The organism is Mycobacterium gordonae (genome assembly GCF_017086405.1).
In the GTDB taxonomy this organism is placed as follows: domain Bacteria; phylum Actinomycetota; class Actinomycetes; order Mycobacteriales; family Mycobacteriaceae; genus Mycobacterium; species Mycobacterium gordonae_D.
Genome location: NZ_CP070973.1, coordinates 2,850,488 through 2,870,302 on the forward strand (window position 1 = coordinate 2,850,488; position 19,815 = coordinate 2,870,302).

19 protein-coding genes and 4 pseudogenes are annotated in these 19,815 nt (G+C 66.8%); 11 read left to right on the forward strand and 12 right to left on the reverse strand.

Annotated features, from left to right (window positions below):
- Window positions 1-39: 39 nt before the first annotated feature.
- The 3 genes and pseudogenes from JX552_RS12255 to JX552_RS12265 all read right to left on the reverse strand — a co-directional run bounded on the left by JX552_RS12255 (window position 40) and on the right by JX552_RS12265 (window position 2,152).
- On the reverse strand, window positions 40-276 hold the full coding sequence (locus JX552_RS12255; protein ID WP_205877661.1) for a hypothetical protein: 237 nt from the start codon (window positions 274-276) through the stop codon (window positions 40-42).
- A 119-nt stretch (window positions 277-395) separates the two neighbouring features.
- Window positions 396-1,205, reverse strand: a pseudogene (locus JX552_RS12260) (serine/threonine-protein kinase); the annotation flags it as partial.
- A 44-nt stretch (window positions 1,206-1,249) separates the two neighbouring features.
- Window positions 1,250-2,152: a peptidylprolyl isomerase gene (locus JX552_RS12265; RefSeq protein WP_205877663.1), complete on the reverse strand. Its 903-nt coding sequence runs from the start codon at window positions 2,150-2,152 to the stop codon at window positions 1,250-1,252.
- Between the two features lie 43 nt (window positions 2,153-2,195).
- Between JX552_RS12265 and JX552_RS12270 the strand changes: the two genes are divergently transcribed.
- The 3 genes from JX552_RS12270 to JX552_RS12280 all read left to right on the forward strand — a co-directional run bounded on the left by JX552_RS12270 (window position 2,196) and on the right by JX552_RS12280 (window position 5,517).
- Window positions 2,196-2,870, forward strand: a complete 675-nt coding sequence (locus tag JX552_RS12270) for an MBL fold metallo-hydrolase (protein ID WP_205877664.1) — start codon at window positions 2,196-2,198, stop codon at window positions 2,868-2,870.
- A complete protein-coding gene (gene hisS / locus JX552_RS12275) occupies window positions 2,867-4,126 on the forward strand; it encodes a histidine--tRNA ligase (RefSeq protein ID WP_205877665.1) in 1,260 nt (419 codons plus the stop codon). Before JX552_RS12270 ends, hisS begins: the two co-directional genes overlap by 4 nt.
- A gap of 368 nt (window positions 4,127-4,494) precedes the next feature.
- Window positions 4,495-5,517, forward strand: coding sequence for an Rv2578c family radical SAM protein (locus JX552_RS12280; protein WP_205878390.1), 1,023 nt, complete (start codon window positions 4,495-4,497; stop codon window positions 5,515-5,517).
- On the opposite strand, the gene JX552_RS12285 is transcribed toward JX552_RS12280, so the two are convergent.
- Together JX552_RS12285 and JX552_RS12290 are read right to left on the reverse strand one after the other, a co-directional pair.
- A complete protein-coding gene (locus JX552_RS12285; protein ID WP_205877666.1) occupies window positions 5,514-7,088 on the reverse strand; it encodes a purple acid phosphatase family protein in 1,575 nt (524 codons plus the stop codon). The two genes, JX552_RS12280 and JX552_RS12285, sit on opposite strands and share 4 nt — an antisense overlap.
- A 57-nt stretch (window positions 7,089-7,145) precedes the next feature.
- Window positions 7,146-7,991 (reverse strand): patatin-like phospholipase family protein, encoded by an 846-nt coding sequence (locus tag JX552_RS12290; protein WP_205877667.1) that lies wholly within the window; start codon window positions 7,989-7,991, stop codon window positions 7,146-7,148.
- 62 nt (window positions 7,992-8,053) lie between these two features.
- Between JX552_RS12290 and JX552_RS12295 the strand changes: the two genes are divergently transcribed.
- Window positions 8,054-8,491, forward strand: coding sequence for a hypothetical protein (locus JX552_RS12295; protein ID WP_205877668.1), 438 nt, complete (start codon window positions 8,054-8,056; stop codon window positions 8,489-8,491).
- Window positions 8,492-8,758: 267 nt separating this feature from the next.
- Here the strand turns inward: JX552_RS12295 and JX552_RS12300 are convergent, their stop codons facing one another.
- Complete coding sequence (locus JX552_RS12300) at window positions 8,759-9,436, reverse strand: class I SAM-dependent methyltransferase (RefSeq protein WP_205877669.1); 678 nt, start codon at window positions 9,434-9,436, stop codon at window positions 8,759-8,761.
- 461 nt (window positions 9,437-9,897) lie between these two features.
- On the opposite strand from JX552_RS12300, the pseudogene JX552_RS32280 reads away from it, so the two are divergent.
- Window positions 9,898-10,156 (forward strand): annotated as a pseudogene (locus tag JX552_RS32280) (class II aldolase/adducin family protein); the annotation flags it as partial.
- Between the two features lie 75 nt (window positions 10,157-10,231).
- Here the strand turns inward: JX552_RS32280 and JX552_RS12310 are convergent.
- Genes JX552_RS12310 through JX552_RS12325 form a run of 4 tightly spaced genes read right to left on the reverse strand, consistent with a single transcriptional unit; the run spans window position 10,232 to window position 13,769 of the window.
- Window positions 10,232-11,446, reverse strand: a complete 1,215-nt coding sequence (locus tag JX552_RS12310) for a cytochrome P450 family protein (protein ID WP_205877671.1) — start codon at window positions 11,444-11,446, stop codon at window positions 10,232-10,234.
- A complete protein-coding gene (ypfJ, locus tag JX552_RS12315) occupies window positions 11,443-12,324 on the reverse strand; it encodes a KPN_02809 family neutral zinc metallopeptidase (protein ID WP_205877672.1) in 882 nt (293 codons plus the stop codon). The genes JX552_RS12310 and ypfJ overlap by 4 nt, the downstream gene beginning before the upstream one ends.
- Before the next feature lie 43 nt (window positions 12,325-12,367).
- Entirely contained in the window at window positions 12,368-12,871 is a 504-nt protein-coding gene (locus JX552_RS12320) for an SRPBCC family protein (protein WP_205877673.1), read from the reverse strand.
- Between the two features lie 10 nt (window positions 12,872-12,881).
- Complete coding sequence (locus JX552_RS12325; RefSeq protein WP_205878391.1) at window positions 12,882-13,769, reverse strand: oxidoreductase; 888 nt, start codon at window positions 13,767-13,769, stop codon at window positions 12,882-12,884.
- A gap of 60 nt (window positions 13,770-13,829) precedes the next feature.
- Between JX552_RS12325 and aspS the strand changes: the two genes are divergently transcribed.
- From aspS to JX552_RS12340, 3 genes are all read left to right on the forward strand, one after another.
- Window positions 13,830-15,629 (forward strand): aspartate--tRNA ligase, encoded by a 1,800-nt coding sequence (gene aspS, locus JX552_RS12330; protein ID WP_205878392.1) that lies wholly within the window; start codon window positions 13,830-13,832, stop codon window positions 15,627-15,629.
- Window positions 15,626-16,057, forward strand: a complete 432-nt coding sequence (locus JX552_RS12335) for a nitroreductase family deazaflavin-dependent oxidoreductase (protein ID WP_205877674.1) — start codon at window positions 15,626-15,628, stop codon at window positions 16,055-16,057. The genes aspS and JX552_RS12335 overlap by 4 nt, the downstream gene beginning before the upstream one ends.
- 133 nt (window positions 16,058-16,190) lie before the next feature.
- Window positions 16,191-17,243, forward strand: a complete 1,053-nt coding sequence (locus JX552_RS12340) for an FUSC family protein (RefSeq protein WP_205877675.1) — start codon at window positions 16,191-16,193, stop codon at window positions 17,241-17,243.
- Window positions 17,244-17,246: 3 nt separating this feature from the next.
- On the opposite strand, the gene JX552_RS12345 is transcribed toward JX552_RS12340, so the two are convergent.
- Window positions 17,247-17,636: an MmcQ/YjbR family DNA-binding protein gene (locus JX552_RS12345; RefSeq protein WP_205877676.1), complete on the reverse strand. Its 390-nt coding sequence runs from the start codon at window positions 17,634-17,636 to the stop codon at window positions 17,247-17,249.
- 87 nt (window positions 17,637-17,723) lie between these two features.
- Here JX552_RS12345 and JX552_RS12350 point away from each other — a divergent pair, with 87 nt between their 5' ends.
- The 3 genes and pseudogenes from JX552_RS12350 to JX552_RS34105 all read left to right on the forward strand — a co-directional run.
- On the forward strand, window positions 17,724-18,770 hold the full coding sequence (locus JX552_RS12350) for an FUSC family protein (RefSeq protein WP_205877677.1): 1,047 nt from the start codon (window positions 17,724-17,726) through the stop codon (window positions 18,768-18,770).
- Between the two features lie 110 nt (window positions 18,771-18,880).
- Window positions 18,881-19,075, forward strand: coding sequence for a leucine zipper domain-containing protein (locus JX552_RS34100; RefSeq protein ID WP_431195946.1), 195 nt, complete (start codon window positions 18,881-18,883; stop codon window positions 19,073-19,075).
- Window positions 19,069-19,362: pseudogene (locus tag JX552_RS34105) on the forward strand (integrase core domain-containing protein); the annotation flags it as partial. The gene JX552_RS34100 and the pseudogene JX552_RS34105, both read left to right, overlap by 7 nt.
- Here the strand turns inward: JX552_RS34105 and JX552_RS12360 are convergent.
- Window positions 19,354-19,701, reverse strand: a pseudogene (locus tag JX552_RS12360) (IS110 family transposase); the annotation flags it as partial. The pseudogenes JX552_RS34105 and JX552_RS12360 overlap by 9 nt on opposite strands.
- Window positions 19,702-19,815 lie beyond the last annotated feature (114 nt).

The window sequence follows — 19,815 nt, forward strand, 5'->3', positions numbered from 1 at the left end:
AGCGCCGCCGACACCAGGAATTCATCACACCCGCCGTGGCTAGGGTGATCCCGGCTCTGTCGTCGTCTCGACCGTCTCGGTCTGCTCGACGCCGGTCTTGTCGTTCACATCGGTGGTTGTCTCCGTGGCAGTGTCGGGCGCCCGACTGGTGCTCGACGTCGTCGTGCGGGTCGTCGGTGTGTTCGAGCCGTGGTCGTCGCTTCCGGAAAATAACGCCACCAACGCGGCCACCAGTAATAACGCCAGCCCCGAGCCCGCGACGGTCCAGATCAACATGGCCCGGCTGCTGCCTTCCCCGCCCGCCGGCACATCGGGCGGGTTGGGAGGGTTGACGGCGCTAACCCCGTGTGTGCCTCGGCCGGCGGCGGGGGAGGCAGAGCAAGGCCGGCGCCGCCCAACGCGGCGCGGGCGGCATCGGCGAGTTCGGTCACCGTCTGGTACCGGGCTTCGGGGTCCTTGGCCATCCCGCGCGCTACCACCGCGTCGAAGCCCGGCGGAATGTCGTGCCGGATCGCCGTCGGGCGCGGTGGTGGCGCGTGTAGGTGGCCGGAAATCTGCTCTTCGATACTGTCGCCGGGGTAGGGCCGCGCGCCGGTGAGGCACTCGTAGAGCGTGCAGGCCAAGGCATAGACGTCGGCCCGGGGATCCGTGATGCCGCGGAAGCGCTCGGGAGCCAGATAGGCCAGCGTGCCCATCGTCAGCCCGGTCTGCGTCAGAGCCGTGTCGGTGGTGGCGCGCGCGATGCCGAAGTCGATCAGGTAGACGAAGTTGCGGGCCTTGGCGACCAGGATGTTCGACGGCTTGACGTCTCGGTGTACCAGCCCCACCTGGTGTGCGCTGTCCAGAGCGGCGGCGGCCTGCTCGATGATCGCGACGGTCTGTGCCGGGCTGAGCCGGCCGCCGTTCTCGGCGATGAACTTGCCCAGATCGCGGCCCTCGACGAGCCGCATGTCGACATAGAGTTGCCCGTCGATCTCGCCGAAGCTGTGGATGGGCACCACGTGCGGATCGTTGAGGCTGGCCGCCGTGCGCGCCTCGCGGCGGAACCGGTGCTCGAACTCCTTGTCCTCGGCCAGATTCGGCGGCAGCAGCTTGATGGCGACGATGCGATCGGTCTGAGTGTCGTAGGCGCGATACACCTGCCCCATGCCGCCTCGTCCCAGCAGCCCCTGCAGTTGGTACCGACCGAACGAACTCTCGGCCACGCATCTCCTCCCGGTAAGCCGCCGCCGCCCCCCGGGGCTCCAGGTTAGTCGAGCAGGATCGAGGTGATGGTCACATCCACGGCGGGCGGGCCGTCCTCACCGCCGCCGGCAACACCGGCCGCGGCGATCTTGTCCAAAGTGGCCAGCCCGTCGGCTTGGATCTTGCCGAACACCGTGTACTCCGGCGGCAATGCGGAATCGCGGTAGACCAGGAAGAACTGGCTGCTGTTGGTGTTGGGTCCGGCGTTGGCCATCGCCACGGTGCCGCGCGGATAGATCACCGGTTCCTTGAGTTTGGGGTCATTGGCCGGGTACTGGTCGGTGGGGTACTCGTTGGCGAACTGATAGCCCGGGCCGCCGGTCCCGTCACCCTTCGGGTCGCCGCACTGCAGTACCGACAGCGACGGCGAGGTGGTCAGGCGGTGGCACTTGGTGTCCTTGAAGAAGCCCTGGTTGGTCAGGCTGGCGAAGCTGTTCACCGTGCATGGCGATTCGTTGTTGGCCAGCAGTAGGCCCACGTTCCCCTGAGTGGTCACCATGCTGACGCTCACCTGGGCCGGCTCGGTGGGAACCTTGCCGGTCCGCGGCGGCTTGACGGGCTTGACGGCTTTGTCCGGCGACGCTGGGTACTGGCAGTTGGCGCCGAGGTTGGCCGGCGCCTTGAACGGCGGCAATGGCACAGCGTTGCCGAGTTGCACCGGCGGTAGGCCGGCGGCCGACGAGCTGGGCGCGGCGCTGGTCGAGGTAGTCGACGCCGACGGGTTGCCCTTGTTGTCGTCCTTGCTGACGACGACGGCGACCACCACGGCGGCCACCACCGCCACCGCGGCGACCGCGCCCGCGCCGATGGTCAGGATGCGGCGCCTCTTGGCCTGTTTGGCGCGGCGCTCCAGCTGCCGCTCGAGTTTGCGCTTTGCTGTCGCACGTCGCTGCTGATTGGTCGGCACGGCCGCTATCATTCCATGGCTTCAGGGATGGAAAACTGGGACCGTGTTGATCACCGGATTTCCGGCCGGGCTGTTGCAGTGCAACTGCTACGTGCTGGCCGAGCGGCCTGGCGCCGATGCCATCATCGTCGACCCCGGCCAGCGCGCGATGGGCCAGTTGCGGCAAATCCTCGACAAGAACCGGCTCACGCCGGCAGCGGTGTTGATCACCCACGGCCACATCGACCACATGTGGTCGGCCCAGAAGGTCTCGGACACCTTCGGCTGCCCCACTTACATCCATCCCGAGGACCGGTTCATGCTCAAGGACCCCATCTACGGCATGGGCCCGCGGGTGGCGCAGGTGTTCGCCGGCGCGTTCTTCCGTGAGCCGAAGCAGGTCGTCGAGCTGGACCGCGACGGCGACAAGATCGACCTTGGCGGCATCTCCGTCAACATCGACCACACCCCGGGGCACACCCGCGGGTCGGTGTGTTTCCGCATCCTGCAGGCCGCGAAGAACGAGGCGGACGTCGTCATCAGCGGCGACACGTTGTTCGAGCGTTCCATCGGCCGCAGTGACCTGTTCGGCGGCAGCGGCCGCGATCTGTTGCGCTCCATCGTTAATAAACTGTTGGTGCTCGAAGACAAGACCGTGGTACTACCCGGACATGGCAACTCCACCACCATCGGCGCCGAACGCCGGTACAACCCATTCATCGAAGGCCTGAGCCCGTGACGGAATTCGTTGCTCCCAAGGGGGTTCCGGACTACGTTCCGCCGGATTCCGCGCAGTTCGTCGCTGTTCGCGACGGGCTGCTCTCCGCCGCCCGGCGAGCCGGCTACGGCCACATCGAGCTGCCGATCTTCGAGGACACCGCGCTGTTCGCCCGCGGAGTCGGCGAATCCACCGATGTGGTGTCCAAGGAGATGTACACCTTCTCCGACCGTGGCGACCGCTCGGTGACGTTGCGACCGGAGGGCACCGCCGGCGTGGTGCGGGCGGTGATCGAGCACGGGCTGGACCGTGGCGCGTTGCCGGTGAAGTTGTGTTACGCCGGCCCGTTCTTCCGCTACGAGCGTCCGCAGGCCGGCCGGTACCGCCAGCTGCAGCAGGTGGGCGTCGAAGCGATCGGCGTCGACGACCCGGCACTGGACGCCGAAGTGATCGCCGTCGCCGACGCCGGATTCCGTTCGTTGGGTCTGGCCGGCTTCCGGTTGGAGATCACCTCCCTGGGTGACGAGAGCTGCCGCCCGCAATACCGGGAACTGTTGCAGGAGTTCCTTTTCGGTCTCGATCTTGATGAGCAGACGCGGCAGCGCGCGCGACTGAACCCGCTGCGGGTGCTCGATGACAAGCGTCCGGAGGTGAAGGCGATGACGGCCGATGCGCCGGTGCTGCTCGATCACCTCTCCGATGCCGCCAAGCAGCATTTCGACACGGTGCTCTCGCACCTGGATGCGGTGGGGGTGCCCTACGTCATCAATCCGCGCATGGTCCGCGGCCTGGATTACTACACCAAGACCACCTTCGAGTTCGTGCACGACGGGCTGGGCGCGCAGTCCGGCATCGGCGGTGGCGGCCGGTACGACGGACTGATGAAAGAACTTGGCGGACAAGATGTTTCGGGGATCGGCTTCGGGCTCGGAGTGGACCGGACGCTGCTGGCGCTGCGCGCCGAGGGTAAGAGCGTCGCGTCCCCGGCACGGTGTGAGGTGTTCGGCGTGCCGCTGAGTGAGGCGGCCAAAGTGCGGTTGGCGGTGGTTGGCGCCGAGCTCCGTGGGGCTGGGGTGCGTGTCGACCTGGCCTACGGCGACCGCGGGCTCAAGGGCGCGATGCGCGCAGCCGACCGCTCCGGTGCGCGGATCGCGTTGGTTGCCGGGGATCGGGACCTGGACGGCGGCACCATCGGCGTCAAGGACCTGGGGTCGGGGGAGCAGGTGTCGGTGCCGGTGGAATCTGTAGTCGCTGAGGTGCTTTCGCGGCTGGGGTGAGGGCTTGCCCGGCGCTCGGTCCCGCGAGCGTGCGCGTGTTGCCAACGACACGCCGCGAATTCGGTACATTTGCGCGCGTTCAGCGCGTTCAGCGCGTTCAGCGCGTTCGGGGCGCGGGTGGGGTGGCGCGCGCGCCCTCAAACGGCGAGCGTGCGCGTGTTGCCAACGACACGCCGCGAATTCGGTACATTTGCGCGCGTTCAGCGCGTTCAGCGCGTTCGGGGCGCGGGGTGGGGTGGCGCGCGCGCCCTCAAACGGCGAGCGTGCGCGTGTTGCCAACGACACGCCGCGAATTCGGTACATCTGCGCGCGTTCGGCAACACGCCCACCCCTTGACGCAACATCGAACTCTTGTTCGAATGGGGGGTATGCGCTGGGCAGGTCAAGCGGTGGCGGTCAACGGCACACCTGTCGATGACGGGGCACTACCCGGCCTGCAGCGGTTAGGTCTGGTCAAGAGCGTACGGGTGCCGCAATTCGAGGGCGTGACGTTTCATGAGGTGTTGTGCAAGTCGGCGCTGAACAAGGTGCCCAATGCGGCCGCCCTGCCCTTCCGGTACACGGTCAACGGCTATCGTGGCTGCTCACACGCCTGTCGTTACTGCTTTGCCCGGCCCACCCACGAATACCTCGACTTCGATACCGGTACCGACTTCGACACCCAGATCGTGGTCAAGACCAACGTTGCCGAGGTGCTACGGCAGGAGCTCAAGCGGCCGTCATGGCAGCGTGACACCGTCGCACTCGGCACCAACACCGACCCATACCAGCGCGCCGAGGGCCGCTACGCGCTGATGCCCGGCATCATCAGCGCCCTCGCCGATTCCGGCACACCGATGTCCATCCTCACCAAAGGCACCCTGCTGCGCCGCGACCTGACACTGATAGCCCACGCGGCCCGACAGGTTCCGCTGTCGGTGGCGATCTCCCTGGCGGTCGGCGATCCGGCGCTGCATCGCGACGTCGAGCCGGGAACGCCCACACCGCAGGCTCGATTGGCGCTCATCACGGCCATCCGTGAAGCCGGCCTCGGCTGCCATGTCATGGTCGCGCCGGTGCTGCCGCACCTGACCGATTCGAGGGAGCACTTGGACGGGTTGCTCGGGCAGATCGCCGCGGCCGGGGCGACGAGCGTCACGGTCTTCGGACTGCACCTGCGCGGCGCCACCCGCGGCTGGTTCATGGCCTGGCTCGCCCGTGCCCACCCCGAGCTGACCAGTCGGTACCGCGACCTCTATCGCCGTGGCGCGTATCTGCCACCGAGCTACCGCGACATGCTGCGCGAACGCGCCAGACCGCTGATCGCCAAGTATCGGCTGGGGACTGACCCTCGACCGTCCGAGCCGCCGTCCACCCCGGCGGCTACCCCGGCGCAACCGACGCTGTTCTAATCCCCACGCGGCTTGGTCAACGTGAATTGATCTGCCGCGGTGACCTCGCCGAACGGATCGTTCACCACGTAATACGTCGCGTGGATCGATGTATTGCCTCCCGGTGCACCTGGGTCCACGTCGAATGACACGAATCCGTACGGGTTGTCGCGATCACGAAAGGCCGACCAGGGGGCGTCCTCCATCACATAGATGGGCGGTTTGTGTCGAACCGCGGGATCGTACGGGCCGACGCCGGTGATCACCTGGCAGCGTGGTTCGGGGAACATCAAAGCGTTGGTTGGCACCGACGTCCCGCCGCCTCCGATGACGAGGTGAACCGTTCCCCGAGTGGTGTCGATGACGTCGCGACGTGTGTCGACGGGCAGCGGGGTCCGGGTGTCGTTACCGAGGGAGCCGCGCAACGGGTGCGACCGCTCGTAATGGTGCTCGTGTCCGCACAGCACCAGATCGACGCGGTACTGGTCGAACAGCGGCAGCCACTGCTCCCGGATGCCGAGGTCTGCGCCGTTCTTCTTGGCGGTGGATATCGCCGTCTGGTGCATGCAGATAACCAGCCAGTCGATACCCGGGTCGCGTCGCGCGTCGGCGAGTTCATGCTCCAGCCAACGCCGTTGCTCACCGCCGGAATAGCCATGTACGTACGAGTTGCCGGCGTCCTGCAGGGCTACATCGTCATTGTTGAGGCTGATGACCCGCACTGCACCGGCCGTGAATGAGTACCACAAGCCCCGCAACTGCGGGCTGGCGCCCGAATCGGGCACTTCGAAGTACGTCTGGTAGGCGCCGTAACCTATTGGCCCATTGCCTAATTCGTTCTCGTGATTGCCTGCTGCCGGCATCCAGGGCCGGTGACGTGCCGAACGACTGTTGTTGGTGAACCAGTTCGACCACGTGCGGATCCGATCCTGTGCCAAGTTGGCGTAGCACAGGTCGCCATTGACGAGGTTGAACAATGGCTCCAGGCGCTCGATGGCAGCCGGGATATCGCCTGCCGCAGGCGATCCGATGTGATCGCTGATGAAACGGCCGTCGACCGATCGGTCCAGCATCGGCGTGGATTGGTCGCCGAAGCTGGTGAAGCGCAGCGCCTTTCGGCCCAGCGGCGCGGTTCTGATGGTTCCGGGCTGGGGATCGGTACCATCGTGCACCGCGGCGTAGATGTACTGGGTGTCGGGTGTCAGACCGGTCAGGCGGGCATGGTTGACGCGAACCTCCATGTTGGACTTCGCGTCTCGGTATGTGCGGGTGGTGGCCGCCACCGTGGTGCCGAAGCCAGAACTGGGTGTCCCCAGCAGGACTCGTGGATTGCGGACGGCGTCGACTGTATGCCAGGAGACCACCACGTCGGTGCCGGCGTTGCGGCCGAATTGCAGATGCAGACCACCGATGGGCGGCGCTCCGGTCCGCGCAGGCTGGTACCAGACGTCGGGTCCGGGACCGCGTGATCGCAGCAGTGCGGCCCCGCCCACCCCGATCCCCGCGCCGAGAACCCCGGCCGCGGCTCCGGTCGTGATCAGTGCGCGTCGGCTGAAGCCCGGCGGTTCGCCCTGTTCCGGATTGTCGCTCATGGGGAGTTTCTTACCGGACCTGGGTGAACGTCGGCAGAACTGCCCCTGGGCAGACCCCTAGTGCCGGTGCGGTTCCAGCAGCGCCGCCTGCCCGGTGGGCGACGGGTGCGCCGCCAGCCATTCGCGGGTCGCGGCATGCGAGCGCTCGATCAGTGTCGCCGCGTGTGAGAAGTCCGCTCCGGAGATGTTGACGGGGCAGAGGGGACGAATGACGCGCAGCTCACAGGCGGTCTCATAGCGGGCGATGTCGTCGGCCAGACGATGGTTCAGGGCCAGGGTCATGGCGTGCAGCGCCATGTTGATCGCCGACTTGGGTGTCGCGGGCAGGTCGCAGGAGTAGCCCGTGGGCAATACCCACACCGGGTCGGCGCCAAGGGCAACCGCGTGCGATACCGGTGTGTTGTTCACCACCCCGCCGTCCATCAGATCGCGGCCGTTGACCTTGACGGGCGGAAAGATCCCCGGGATGGCGGCGCTGGCCGCGATCGCATCCACCGCGTCGCCCGACGACAGCAAGACGTCGGTGCCAGAGACCACGTCGGTTGCCACCACGTGCAACGGTATGGGCGCATCCTCGAGTCGGGTGAACTGCAATTTCTCGGCGAGAATGCGTCGCAGGCCAGAGTTAGGAACCAGATGCGTGCGTCGTCCGAAGACGCCCAGCACACCCGAGAGCGGGTCAGCGGGAAACACCTGCTGCCGGGTCAGCGAGACCCATAGATCGGCCAGTCCGCGGATGCCGTCGGCGTCGGCCCGGGACGCGAGCCAGCCGCCGTTGACCGCGCCGACGGAGGTGCCCACGATCAGGTCCGGGGTGATTCCTTCGTCGGCCAGGGCGCGCAGCATTCCCACATGAATCGCTCCCAGACTGGCACCGCCGGACAACACAAAGGCTGTGGGCACATCTAGATGCTAGAGACGTTTACCCGAATTCGGCAGGTAACGAATCCGGTAGCGTTTCCGATATGACGAACGTGCACAGACTGGCAAGCGCGGTCGCCGCGGGCATCCTAGGCGCGGCCTTCGTGGCGGTGGTCCCGGCCGCGCACGCGGATCCCACCAGCCACCAGGTGACCTACACGATCACCACCACCGGCAACCTGACCGGCAACGTCCGTTACATGAACACCGATCCGCCGAGCCAGGCGGCATTCGACGCCAACTCCTCGCAGTTCTTGACCAGTGTGCCGGCCACCTTCAGCGCCGATCAGCCGCTCGTGTACACCGCGACTCTCGCCAATCCCAACCAGTGGGCGTTTGTCAGCGCCAGCGGCGGTTGCCACTGGCCGGACTGCGGGTCAGGAAGTACGCCTGAGTTGCGCTGCGAGATTGCCGTAGACGGCCAGGTGGTGGACTCACGCAGCGCCACCACCGGGGTGACCTGCTCGACGCGGCCCTGGTAGCAGACAGACAAACGCCGGCGGAGGAAAGCGGTCCCGCCGGCGTTGTCAGCTTGTTGTTATTCCGCGGCGTCCCCGACGACGAAGCCGAACAGCGAGTAGGACGTCTCTTCGTCGAAGAACAGAACTTCGTGTGCCATGGATGTTCGCACCTTTCGCTCGAATGTGACTGAGCTTCAATGGTGCAACGCCGTCCGGGGTTTCCGGCAGCCTACGAACGGACCGAATTCGAGTCCACCGAACGACGTACGGGGCTATCCACTGATCAGGTCAACGGCGCACGGACGCGGCGAGCCATTCGGAGCAATCCGGGTTCTCGGTATCCAGTGTCAGCCCGACTTCGTCGAGCAGCGTGCGGAACGCGTCGACGCTGACCCGATGAGCCTCGAACGATTGGGTCAGGCTCTGGCCGCCATACTCAAGGGTGAACTCGCCGAGGACGACGTCGCCGTCGTTGCTCAAAATGGTCATCGTCTGTCTCATGTCGCCGTCGCTGCGTTGATAGCTGCCGACCGGCCGCTGAGCGAACCAGTCCGGGGGTCGCCATTGGATGACGGCTTTGCCGGTCGGCTTGAGGTGGTGGGCAACGGTGGCGAGCAGGCCCCGGCGTCCGTCCGCACCCGGATAGTTGACCAGGCTGCTCGCCAGGAGGACGCAGTCGTACTTCTCGGGTAGCCGTAGGTCCTCGATGCGCGCCTGAACAGTCTTGGCGCCACGCACGTGGGCAAGCATGTCGGCCGAGTCGTCGACGGCCGTTACCTGAAATCCACGGTCGGCCAAAGGATTAGAGATGCGTCCGGCTCCGGACCCGAGGTCCAGCACAGAGCTGCCGGGTTCGCACAGCGCCGTGATCCGGTCGAGTTCGTCGGTCACCGACACGCGCCGGTAGATCTCGACCAGGCTGCCGTCGCGCGTGATCGGGTTGGTGGGGGTGTTCTCAGTCGACATGACGGTTCCGAGCTTAGAGGGTTTCAGGTTTGCCGGCGAGCACCCGGACCGGCGGGGACGATCAAGTCCCACCGGCCGCGGGCCGTTCTCAGTCGGAAATCTCCTCGACGACGAACGCGATCAACCCGTAGGTCGCCTCCGGGGCGGTGAACAGGGTTTCGTGAGACATGATCACTCTCCTTGGGGAATCGATAACTGCGATTTATCATTACACAATGACATAACACGTCAATGTGTAACGTTCAGTCTCGTTACACATCGGCGCGACGTGTATCCCACAGCCGGCCCCACCTGTGTCCCCCGATCGGGGGACACAGGCTAGGGATTGGTGATGACGACGACCTCCGCAGGCTCCGCGCCGACTGCCCTAAAGCCGGTGGCCGACGGACGCGTCGAAGTAGGCACTGTCGCCGCAGGTGAGGGTGACGGTGTCATAGTTTCCCGATCGAGGGAGCCGTTCGATGTCCGACACGTTCACGCATTCGAAGGCCGAATTGATGCGGCACGCCAGCAATGGCTGGACGCGGAGAGCACCGATTGGGAACTGACCACCCGCCAGAAGATTGCGCTCACGCGCCGCGCCCTGTTCGACGCCGGCCATGACTCCGGCCTGGCCGGCCAGATCACCGCACGCGGCGAGCGGGCGGCGCCTACTACGCCCAACGCCTGGGACTGGGCTTCGACGAGATCACCGCGGACGATCTGGTCCCGGTCGGGGACCCGCGGGCGCCGCTGCTTGCGCTGGGCGAGCGCGAGCGTGCGGAGTTACGGAACCTGCTGCCCGGATAGCCGGCGTCAGCCCAGGATCACCGGCACCTCCTCGAACCGGTTGAGCAGCGGAATCGGTTGCAAGCGAAGTTCTTCCGGTGAGACTGCCAGGCTCAGGCGGGGGAATCGGGTGATCAACTCGCCGATCACGATCGCGGTCTCCAACCGGGCCAGATGCGAACCCAGGCAGAAGTGAGCGCCCTTGCTGAACGCGAGATGGTTGTTGGGGCTTCGGGTGATGTCGAAGCGGTCCGGGTCGGGGAACTGTGCGGGGTCGCGGTTGGCCGATGCCAGCAGCGTCGTCACCATCGACCCGCGGGGGATGGTGACCCCGTGCAGGGTGATGTCCTCGCCGGCGAATGTCGTTGCCTCGGTGCCGCCGACGGTGCCGGTAAAGCGCAGGATCTCCTCGACCGCACTGCCGATGAGATCGGGACGCTGCTGTAGCAGCCGTAGTTGGTCGGGGTGGGTGAGGAGCGCCGCAATGCCGTTGGAGATCACATTCGGAGTGGTCTGGTAGTCGCCGGTGATGAGCAGGAATACCATCGCGACGATTTCGTCGTCGGTCAGGCCGTCACCGTCAGCGCGGGCGTCGATGAGTCCAGAGATGATGTCCGGGCCCGGATCGGTCCGCCGTTGCTCGATCAACGCGCGGAGGTAGGTGACGAAACCGTCCATCTGCTCACCGCCACCGGCCGCATCGTGGCTCAGCATCGCCGCGAACAACAACTCGATGAAGGTGTAGAACGTGGCGCGTTGTTCGCTTGAGACGCCGACGATTTCACTGACCACCGTGCTGGGGACGGGTAGGGCGTAATCCCGGTGCAGGTCGATGCATTGACCGACCTCGAATCCGTCGAGGAACTCGCGGGCGACCGCACGGACCCGGGTACCCAGTCCTGCCACCGCCCGCGGCGTGAACGGTCGGCTCACCAGCTTGCGCAGTCGCAGGTGCGACGGGTCGTCCTGGTAGACCATGGTGTCGGTGGTCAGCAGTCGGATCGCCTCGGGGACCACCGAGACGTCGTCGGCGGCACCGTCGAGCACCCGGCGGATTCGCGGATCGGTGACCAGGTCCTGACAATCCTGGTAGCGGGAGATGAAGTAGACATCCTGGTCGGGCGGGCGCAACGCCAGCCGGCCCCGGTAGACCGGTGCCTCGCGGCGCATCCACGCGTAGTAGGAATGCTGGTCGGCGTTGAAGCCGGCCGTGCCTACCGTGATCGGGTGCTCGAGCTTCACCCCAGGTCGTTGGTGTTGAACGTGTCGCACTTGTTGGGTTCGCCAGTGGAGTATCCGGCCGTGAACCACTTTTGGCGCTGCGCCGACGAGCCGTGCGTCCAGGACTCCGGGTTGACACGACCGTTCACCTGCTGCTGGATCCGGTCGTCGCCCACCGACGCGGCCGCCGACAGGGCGTCTTGGATGTCCTTGTCGGTCAACGGCTGCAGGAACGGCTGGCCGGTGCTGTCCTGTTTGACGGTGGACGCGTAATGCGCCCACACCCCGGCGTAGCAGTCGGCCTGCAATTCGGTGCGTACCCCGCTGCCGGTGGCGCCCTGCGCTCCCGACTGGGCGCGTCCGAGCACGCCCAGCAGGTTCTGCGCGTGGTGCCCGTACTCATGGGCCACCACGTACTCTTCTGCGAAAGGTCCACCGCTGGAGCCGAATTGGGTCACCAACACCTGGAAGAAATCGGTGTCGAAGTAGGCCGTCTTGTCCGCCGGGCAGTAGAACGGCCCGACGTCGCTGCTGGCCGGACCGCATCCGGTGCTCACCTGGCCGCTGAACAGTCGTAGGCGCGGGCGGGTGTATTTAGGCATCAGCTGCTTCCACACCGCATCCAGCGAGTTGCTGGTGGCGACCACGCGGCATTGCACATATTTGTTGGCATCCGCGCCCGTCTTGCACCGGTTGAGGTCGAAACCGGGCGCCACGTTCTGGGACGAGTCCAGCGGCTGCTGACTGATCACTCCGCCGGGATCCACGCCGAGCAGCATCGCCACCACCACCAGCAGCAACCCGCCGATACCCCCGCCGATGGCCATCCTGCCCATCCCGCCGCCGCCCGAGGACGACGCGGAACTGGTGTCGATCTGCATACCCTCGTTGAAGGTCATCGCACGCTCCCCGGGACTAGAGTTTTATCCGCGCCGACACAGCCTATCGCTGCTGTGTGGCGGCGAATCGGGTGTCGGTGTAACTCCGCAGGTTGCGCAGGAACCGGCGCAACGCGAGGTTGAGCAGGGGGCCGAAGACCGCCATCCCCAGACCGGCGCCGCGGGCCGGCTGCTGCGCCATGGTCCAGGTGAGCCGGCAGCCGCCGGGGATCACCGCCACCCGGTAGTCCTCGGCGAACGCCGAGACCGCCCTGGTGGAGCATGCGTTGAACCGAAACGCCATGTGCGTGAACGGTTCCCAGGCAATGAACTCTTCGTCGCCGACAATACCGCCGCGCATCTGCACGACGCGGGTGGTGCCGATGCCGCGGGGTTCCGGACTGGTCCAGGTGACCCTGGTGATCACCGTCGCCCACCGCGGCCAGGACGTCGCGTCGCCCAGCACCTCGAAGAGCTGCTCGGGTGTGATGGCGAGGTCGACACTGTTGCGGAAGCGGTAGCGCGCCGTCTCGACGAAGCTCAGGTCGACGCGTTCGCACGGGTGCACGGATCAGACACTATCCGGGGCCGTCGCTAGCGGCGGCCAGCAGCGGCACCAGTACGTCGCTGATCGGGGTTTGCAAACCGTGCGCCCGGGCTTTGCGGACGATCACCCCGTTGCGCAGATCCCATTCCATCCGGCGGTGAGCTTCCCGGTCGGCCAGGATCGAGGTGCCCATGTCTTCGGGGACCACCCGAAAAGACTCGACCAGGTGCTCCACCACGTCGTCGCCGAGTTGAGCCCCTTCGGCGCGCGCCACCGCCAGGCATTCCATCATGTACCGGCGGCCCAGCTCGGCCACGTCGTCCCGGCGGAACATGCCGGAGCGTCGCCCGGACAACGCCATCAGCCCGGCCAGAGCGTTGATCAGCAGTTTGCGCCAGTTCACGGTGACAAAGTCGGGGTCGCAGTCCACCTGGCAGCCCGCGTCACGCAGCAGCTCGGCGAACGACTCGGCCGCGGGCCCGGTGGGCAGCACCAGCGCGGCCGCACCACGCAATCGCACCCATCCGCCTGGTTGGGTCTCCGCCGAGAACCACACGCTGCCGGGAATGACATGCGCGGTCGGGCACCGCGGCGCGACCTGTTCGACCTGTTCGACACCGTTCTGCAGCACGGCGACGACGGTGTTCTCGTCGCACAGCCGGGCCAGCCAGCCCGCCGCGGCCTCGTTCTGGGTGGCCTTGACTGCCAGTATCAGCACGTCCACCGGTCCGCGGACGGCATCGGGATCGGTGTGTACCGGGCCGGGCACCACGATGGGTTCGGCGTCGTCCGGACGCAGTTCGATGCCGTCCCGCGGGCTGTGGCCGCAGAGCAGTACGCGATGGCCGGCCCGGTGCAGCAGCGCCGCCACCGTCGTGCCGACGGCGCCGGGACCCACGAGTGCGATAGCAGTAGCAATGCGGCAAAAGTACCGGGTGACATGGGCGAGGGAACCGGGCCACTAGACTGAGCAGTCAATCTGACCCGGTGTAAAGGAGTATTTGTGCTGCGCAGCCACGCCGCGGGTTCGCTTCGGGAAGGCGATGCCGGGCAGCAGGTGACCCTGGCCGGGTGGGTGGCCCGCCGCCGAGACCACGGTGGCGTCATCTTCATCGACCTGCGCGACGCCTCCGGCGTGTCGCAGGTGGTGTTCCGCGAGTCTGAGGTGTTGGCCCAGGCGCACCGGCTGCGCTCGGAGTTCTGCGTCGCGGTCACCGGTGTGGTGGAGATCCGCCCCGAGGGCAACGCCAACCCCGACATCGCCACCGGCGATATCGAGGTCAACGCGACGTCGCTGACCGTACTCGGGGAATCCGCCCCGCTGCCGTTTCAGCTCGACGAGCCGGCGGGGGAGGAGCTGCGGCTGAAGTACCGGTACCTGGATCTACGACGCGAGGGTCCGGCTGGGGCGATCCGGTTGCGCTCCAAGGTCAATGCCGCTGCCCGCGAGGTGCTGGGGCGGCACGACTTCGTGGAGATCGAGACACCGACCATCACCCGCTCGACGCCGGAGGGGGCGCGCGACTTCCTGGTGCCGGCGCGGCTGCACCCCGGGTCCTTCTACGCGTTGCCGCAGAGCCCGCAGCTGTTCAAGCAGCTGCTGATGGTGGCCGGGATGGAGCGCTACTACCAGATCGCGCGCTGCTATCGCGACGAGGATTTCCGTGCCGACCGCCAGCCCGAATTCACCCAGCTTGACGTGGAGCTCAGCTTCGTCGACGTCGAGGACGTCATCTCGGTCTCCGAAGAGATCCTGTCCGCGCTGTGGGCGCTGATCGGCTATCAGATTCCGACTCCCATCCCGCGGATGACCTACGGCGACGCGATGCGCCGCTATGGTTCCGACAAGCCCGACCTGCGGTTCGCCCTGGAGCTGGTTGAGTGCGCCGAGTTCTTCAAGGACACCACTTTCCGGGTGTTCCAGGCGCCCTATATCGGCGCCGTCGTAATGCCCGGTGGCGCTTCGCAGCCGCGCCGCACGCTGGACGGCTGGCAGGAGTGGGCCAAGCAGCGCGGCCATCGCGGCCTGGCCTACGTACTGGTCGGCGAGGACGGGACGCTGGGTGGCCCGGTGGCCAAGAACCTGTCCGACGCCGAACGCGACGGCCTGGCCGCCCACGTCGGCGCCGAGCCCGGAGACTGCATCTTCTTCTCGGCCGGGCCGGTGAAGACGTCCCGGGCGCTGCTGGGCGCGGCGCGCGTGGAGATCGCGCACCGGCTGGGGCTGATCGACCCGGCCGCGTGGGCGTTCGTGTGGATCGTCGACCCGCCGTTGTTCGAGCCCGCCGAGGATGCCACCGCCTCGGGCGATGTGGCGGTGGGCGCCGGGGCGTGGACGGCGGTGCACCACGCATTCACCTCGCCCAAACGCGAGCACCAGGACCGCATCGAGGCCGACCCGGGCGCCGTGCTGGCCGATGCCTACGACATCGTTTGCAACGGCAACGAGATCGGTGGCGGTTCGATCCGTATCCACCGTCGCGACATCCAGGAACGGGTGTTCGCGGTGATGGGTCTGGACCAGGCCGAGGCCGAAGAGAAGTTCGGATTTCTGTTGGAGGCGTTTACCTTCGGCGCTCCGCCGCACGGCGGGATCGCGTTCGGGTGGGACCGGATCAACGCGCTGCTGTCCCGCGTCGACTCGATTCGCGAGGTGATCGCATTCCCCAAGACCGGTGGGGGCGTCGACCCGCTGACCGACGCTCCGGCGCCGATCACGGCCCAGCAGCGCAAGGAGTCGGGAATAGACTTCAAACCCAAGCTGCTTGACCAAGCATGACTGACATGCCGGATACCGACACCATCAAGGCTTTCAACACCGCCATCGTCGACGAGTTCCGGTCCCACGGCGGCAAAGTCGGCGGCCAGTTCGCCGATGCCGATCTGCTGCTACTCACCACCACCGGCGCCAAGTCGGGTGAGCGACGCCTGTCCCCGCTGGCGTACTTCACCGTCGGCGGCAAGCTGATCATCATCGGGTCGTTCGCCGGGGCGCCGGTCAGCCCGGCGTGGGTGCACAACCTGCGGGCCGATCCCGCCGCACACGTCGAGATCGGCACCGAGGCCTTCGAGGTGACCGCGCACGAGCTGGACCGAGCCGAGCGCGACACCATCTTCGCTGAGATCGCCGCCGCCGCGCCCGGGTTCGCCGAGTACCAGGCGAAGACCAGCCGGGTCATCCCACTGTTCGAGTTGCGGCGCGTCTGAGTCGTTGACGCGGGCTGTCGCAGCGCGACGCCGCGGACGCGGCAGCGTGATTGACCTCGCAGGAGACGTCGGACTCGAGGCGGGGCCGCGGGCCGCGCGTGTGAGGCCCTGACCGGGCGATTAGATAGGCGTCATGAGCACTTCGTTGCGCAACGGCGCCGCGGCCGGTGGCCGCGAGGCCGCGAGGCGGCTGCGCGTCGCGTTGTGGCCGATCATGCAGACATCGGCGGCCGCGGGTGTCGCGTGGTACCTCACCCATGACGTGCTGGCCCACCCGCAGCCGTTCTTCGCGCCGATCTCCGCCGTCGTGTGCATGTCGGCGACCAACGTGCTGCGCGCTCGGCGGGCCGCGCAGATGATCGTCGGCGTCACGCTGGGCATCGTGGTCGGCGGTGTGGTCGAGGCGGTGCTGGGCAACGGTTGGCTCGCCTTCAGCGTGACGGTGTTGGTCGCGCTCAGTTTCGCGGTGCTGATCGGCCGGGGCTTCATCGCGCAGGGTCTGATGTTCGTCAACCAGTCGGCAGTGTCCGCGATTCTGGTGCTGGTCTTCGCGCACAGCGGGGGACTGGTGGCAGAGCGACTTTTCGACGCGTTGATCGGTGGTGGTCTGGCTTTCGTGTTCAGCATTCTGCTGTTTCCGGCCAACCCGGTGACGGTGCTGACCGCCGCGCGTGCGAGCGTGCTGACGGCCCTGCACGACACCCTCGTCCAGATTGCCTTGGTGATCAACGATCCCGAGCGCGCCGACCCCGAGTGGCCGCTCAGCTGCGTCGACCAGTTGCACAACCAGTTGGGTGGCCTCATTGAGGCCCGCAGCACGGCCCGGTTGATCGTCCGCAGAGCGCCGTTGCGTGTCGCGATGCGCGACACCATCGCCACCGTCGACCACCACGCCGCGCGACTCGGTCTACTGGCCGGCACGGTGTTGCAGCTGGCCAGGACGATCACCCCGCCCGTTGACGATCAGCTGGCCGAACCACTGCACGCTGCGGTCGGCGAACTGGCCCAGGCGGTTTCGGCGGCCGATACGGACGCGGCGACGGCCTGCGCGCATCTGGCCGCGGCCGGCAATCACGCCGGCCGACTCGCATCCGCGGCCCGGGACCGATCCGAGGTCGTGCTCGCCGAGATTGTCCGAACCTGCGTCGGGGACCTGCAGGAGGTCATCGACTGTCCCGGCCCGTGACCGTCACCGCGAGTCGGCCAGAAACTCCTTGACCAGCTGCTTGGGCGCCTGTGCCAGCCACGCGTCGGTGATCAGCTCCCGCAGGTCACCGACGGCGATCTTGGCCAGCCTGACCAGCACCGCCGGGTAACCGTCGAAATGCGGAGTGGTGAAATACACCGCCGGCTCGTCGGCAACCAGCGCGAACTTCACGCCCTCATCCGGTACCCGCACGCCGAGAATGTCGCCCGACGGCGGCTGCACCCCGGCGCGGGTCAGCGCTTCGATATCGGATTTGCGCAGCGGCCGCTCCCACGCCATCAACTTCTTGCCCACCCGCCAGTCGCGCGGTGACCGCTCGGCGGTCAATGGCAGCTCACCGACGATGCGGGCCACGTCGTCCCAGGTGGCCACGTTCCCATTGTGCGCCCCAAACGCCCAGCTCGGCGCGTTATCCCTAAAAGGCCCGGGTTCGGGTGCGCGCTGGGGTAAGTAACCCTCATGAGCACTTCGCTGCTGGCCAGGGCGTCACACACCGGTCTCTCGTCGGTACGACGGCTGCGCTCGGTCCTCTGGCCCATCACCCAGACATCCGTCGCGGCGGGCCTCGCGTGGTACATCGCCCATCGATTACTCGGTGAGCCCGAGCCGATCTTTGCCCCGCTGACGGCGGTGGTGAGTCTCTCGGCCACCAACATGGTGCGGGCGCGCCGCGCCGGGCAGATGATCGTCGGCGTCGTGCTGGGAATCCTGCTCGGCGACCAGGTGGTGGGCATGTTGGGCGTCCGGGCGATCACGATCGGCCTCGCGGTTCTGTTCTCGCTCTCGGTCGCGGTGCTGATCGGGCGCGGGTTCTTTGCTCAAGGTGTGACGTTCTTTAACCAAACCGCCTCGGCCGCAGTGCTTGTCGTGGTGTTTGCCCATCAGGGCAGCGTGGTGAACGAACGGATCGTCGACGTGCTGATCGGCGGCGGTCTGGCGCTGGTGTTCAGCATGCTGCTGTTTCCGGTCAACCCGGTCACGGTGCTCAGCAACGCCCGGGCCGGGGTGCTGGCGGCGCTGCGCGACATCCTCGCCCAGGTTGTCGATGCCGCGAGCCGCCCCGACGGCCTCGACGCCGACTGGCAGTTGCCGGCATTCGATCAACTGCACCACCAGCTGGGCAGGCTGATCGAGGCGCGGAGCACCGCACGGATGGTGACTCAGCGGTCCCCGCGACGATGGTCGGCGCGCGGCGTCATCCGTGACGCCGATCGGCAGGCCGCCAAGCTGGGCCTCCTCGCGGCGTGTGTCCTGCATCTGGCCCGTGCGGTCACACCCGCGCTCGCCCAGTGGAATCCGCCGGCCCTGCAGGACGCCATCATTGACCTCGCGGCCGGGATCGCACTGGCCGACGCCGATCCACGAGCTGCGACCGTGCACGCCGTGTCCGCTCGGCACTATGTGGTGGATCTGCACGCAGCGGCCGCCACCACGGGCCAGACGGTCCTCGTCGCCCTCGTCGAGTCCTGCATTGACGACTTGCAGCAGGTGATCCCGGCCGGTTGAGCGCTGTGCTGACCACGGACGTTGGTGACGGCGTGGCGTCGTGACATGACGAAGACCTCCGAGTGAAGTGCGAGCTGTCTAGGAACGCATTGCTCACCTCGGAGGTCTTCATGTCCCACCGTAATGCCCCATTGTCGGAAACTGGCCGTCTGCGACTGGCCCGTTGTGTGGTCGATCAGAACTGGCCGTTGCGCCGAGCCGCCGAACGCTTCCAGGTTTCGGTCACCACAGCGGCTCGCTGGGCCGGTCGCTACCGCGAATTAGGTGAGGCCGGGATGGCCGACCGCAGTTCACGACCGTGTTGACCGACAACGGATCCTGCTACCGCTCTCACGCATTTCGTGACGTCCTGGGCGACATCGAACATCGCCGCACCCGTCCCTACCGGCCCCAGACCAACGGCAAAGTCGAGCGGTTCCACCGCACGCTGGCCGACGAATGGGCCTATGCCCGCCTCTACACGAGCGATGCCCAGCGATGCGACGAATTCCCCAAGTGGCTGCACACCTACAATCACCACCGCGGCCACACCGCACTCGGCGGCCAACCACCCGCCAGCCGCATACCTAACCTCTCAGGTCAGTACAGCTGATGCAGTGATCTCACCCAGGCGAAGCAGCCGAGTCAGATGAGCGGCATCCCGCGCATCGGTCTTGACCCGATCCCCAGCCGGGCGGATCAATTTCGACGGCGCGGCAACCGTGCACTCGATGTCAGCTTCGGCCAACGCACGGGCCAACCCGAAACCCGTCGGACCCGCCTCATCAGCGACCCTGACCGGGCCAGGCAGCCTATGCAACCAATCCAGGATCTCGGCTTGATCCGGACACAACCGTGCCCGCTCAACGCGACCCGTCTGTTCATCGAATGCATGCGCAACCACCGAAAGTGCGTGCACGTCCAACCCGACACTCGTACCGTTGAAACTCACCGGAGGCCTCCTGATCTGCAACTGTGGCTCTACCAGTGCGAGTGTTCACTCGACACCGGCAACCCACGACCGATTGCAGCCCGAGGCCTTCGGCCTCAAGTCGCCTCCATACCG

Bases quoted from the DNA above. Each gene is read 5' to 3' on its own strand.
- JX552_RS12255 (WP_205877661.1), bottom strand. From the start codon at position 276: ATGTTGATCTGGACCGTCGCGGGCTCGGGGCTGGCGTTATTACTGGTG.
- JX552_RS12280 (WP_205878390.1), top strand. From the start codon at position 4,495: ATGCGCTGGGCAGGTCAAGCGGTGGCGGTCAACGGCACACCTGTCGAT.
- JX552_RS12285 (WP_205877666.1), bottom strand. From the start codon at position 7,088: ATGAGCGACAATCCGGAACAGGGCGAACCGCCGGGCTTCAGCCGACGC.
- JX552_RS12295 (WP_205877668.1), top strand. From the start codon at position 8,054: ATGACGAACGTGCACAGACTGGCAAGCGCGGTCGCCGCGGGCATCCTA.
- JX552_RS12300 (WP_205877669.1), bottom strand. From the start codon at position 9,436: ATGTCGACTGAGAACACCCCCACCAACCCGATCACGCGCGACGGCAGC.
- ypfJ (WP_205877672.1), bottom strand. From the start codon at position 12,324: ATGACCTTCAACGAGGGTATGCAGATCGACACCAGTTCCGCGTCGTCC.
- JX552_RS12335 (WP_205877674.1), top strand. From the start codon at position 15,626: ATGACTGACATGCCGGATACCGACACCATCAAGGCTTTCAACACCGCC.
- JX552_RS12340 (WP_205877675.1), top strand. From the start codon at position 16,191: ATGAGCACTTCGTTGCGCAACGGCGCCGCGGCCGGTGGCCGCGAGGCC.
- JX552_RS12350 (WP_205877677.1), top strand. From the start codon at position 17,724: ATGAGCACTTCGCTGCTGGCCAGGGCGTCACACACCGGTCTCTCGTCG.
- JX552_RS34100 (WP_431195946.1), top strand. From the start codon at position 18,881: ATGTCCCACCGTAATGCCCCATTGTCGGAAACTGGCCGTCTGCGACTG.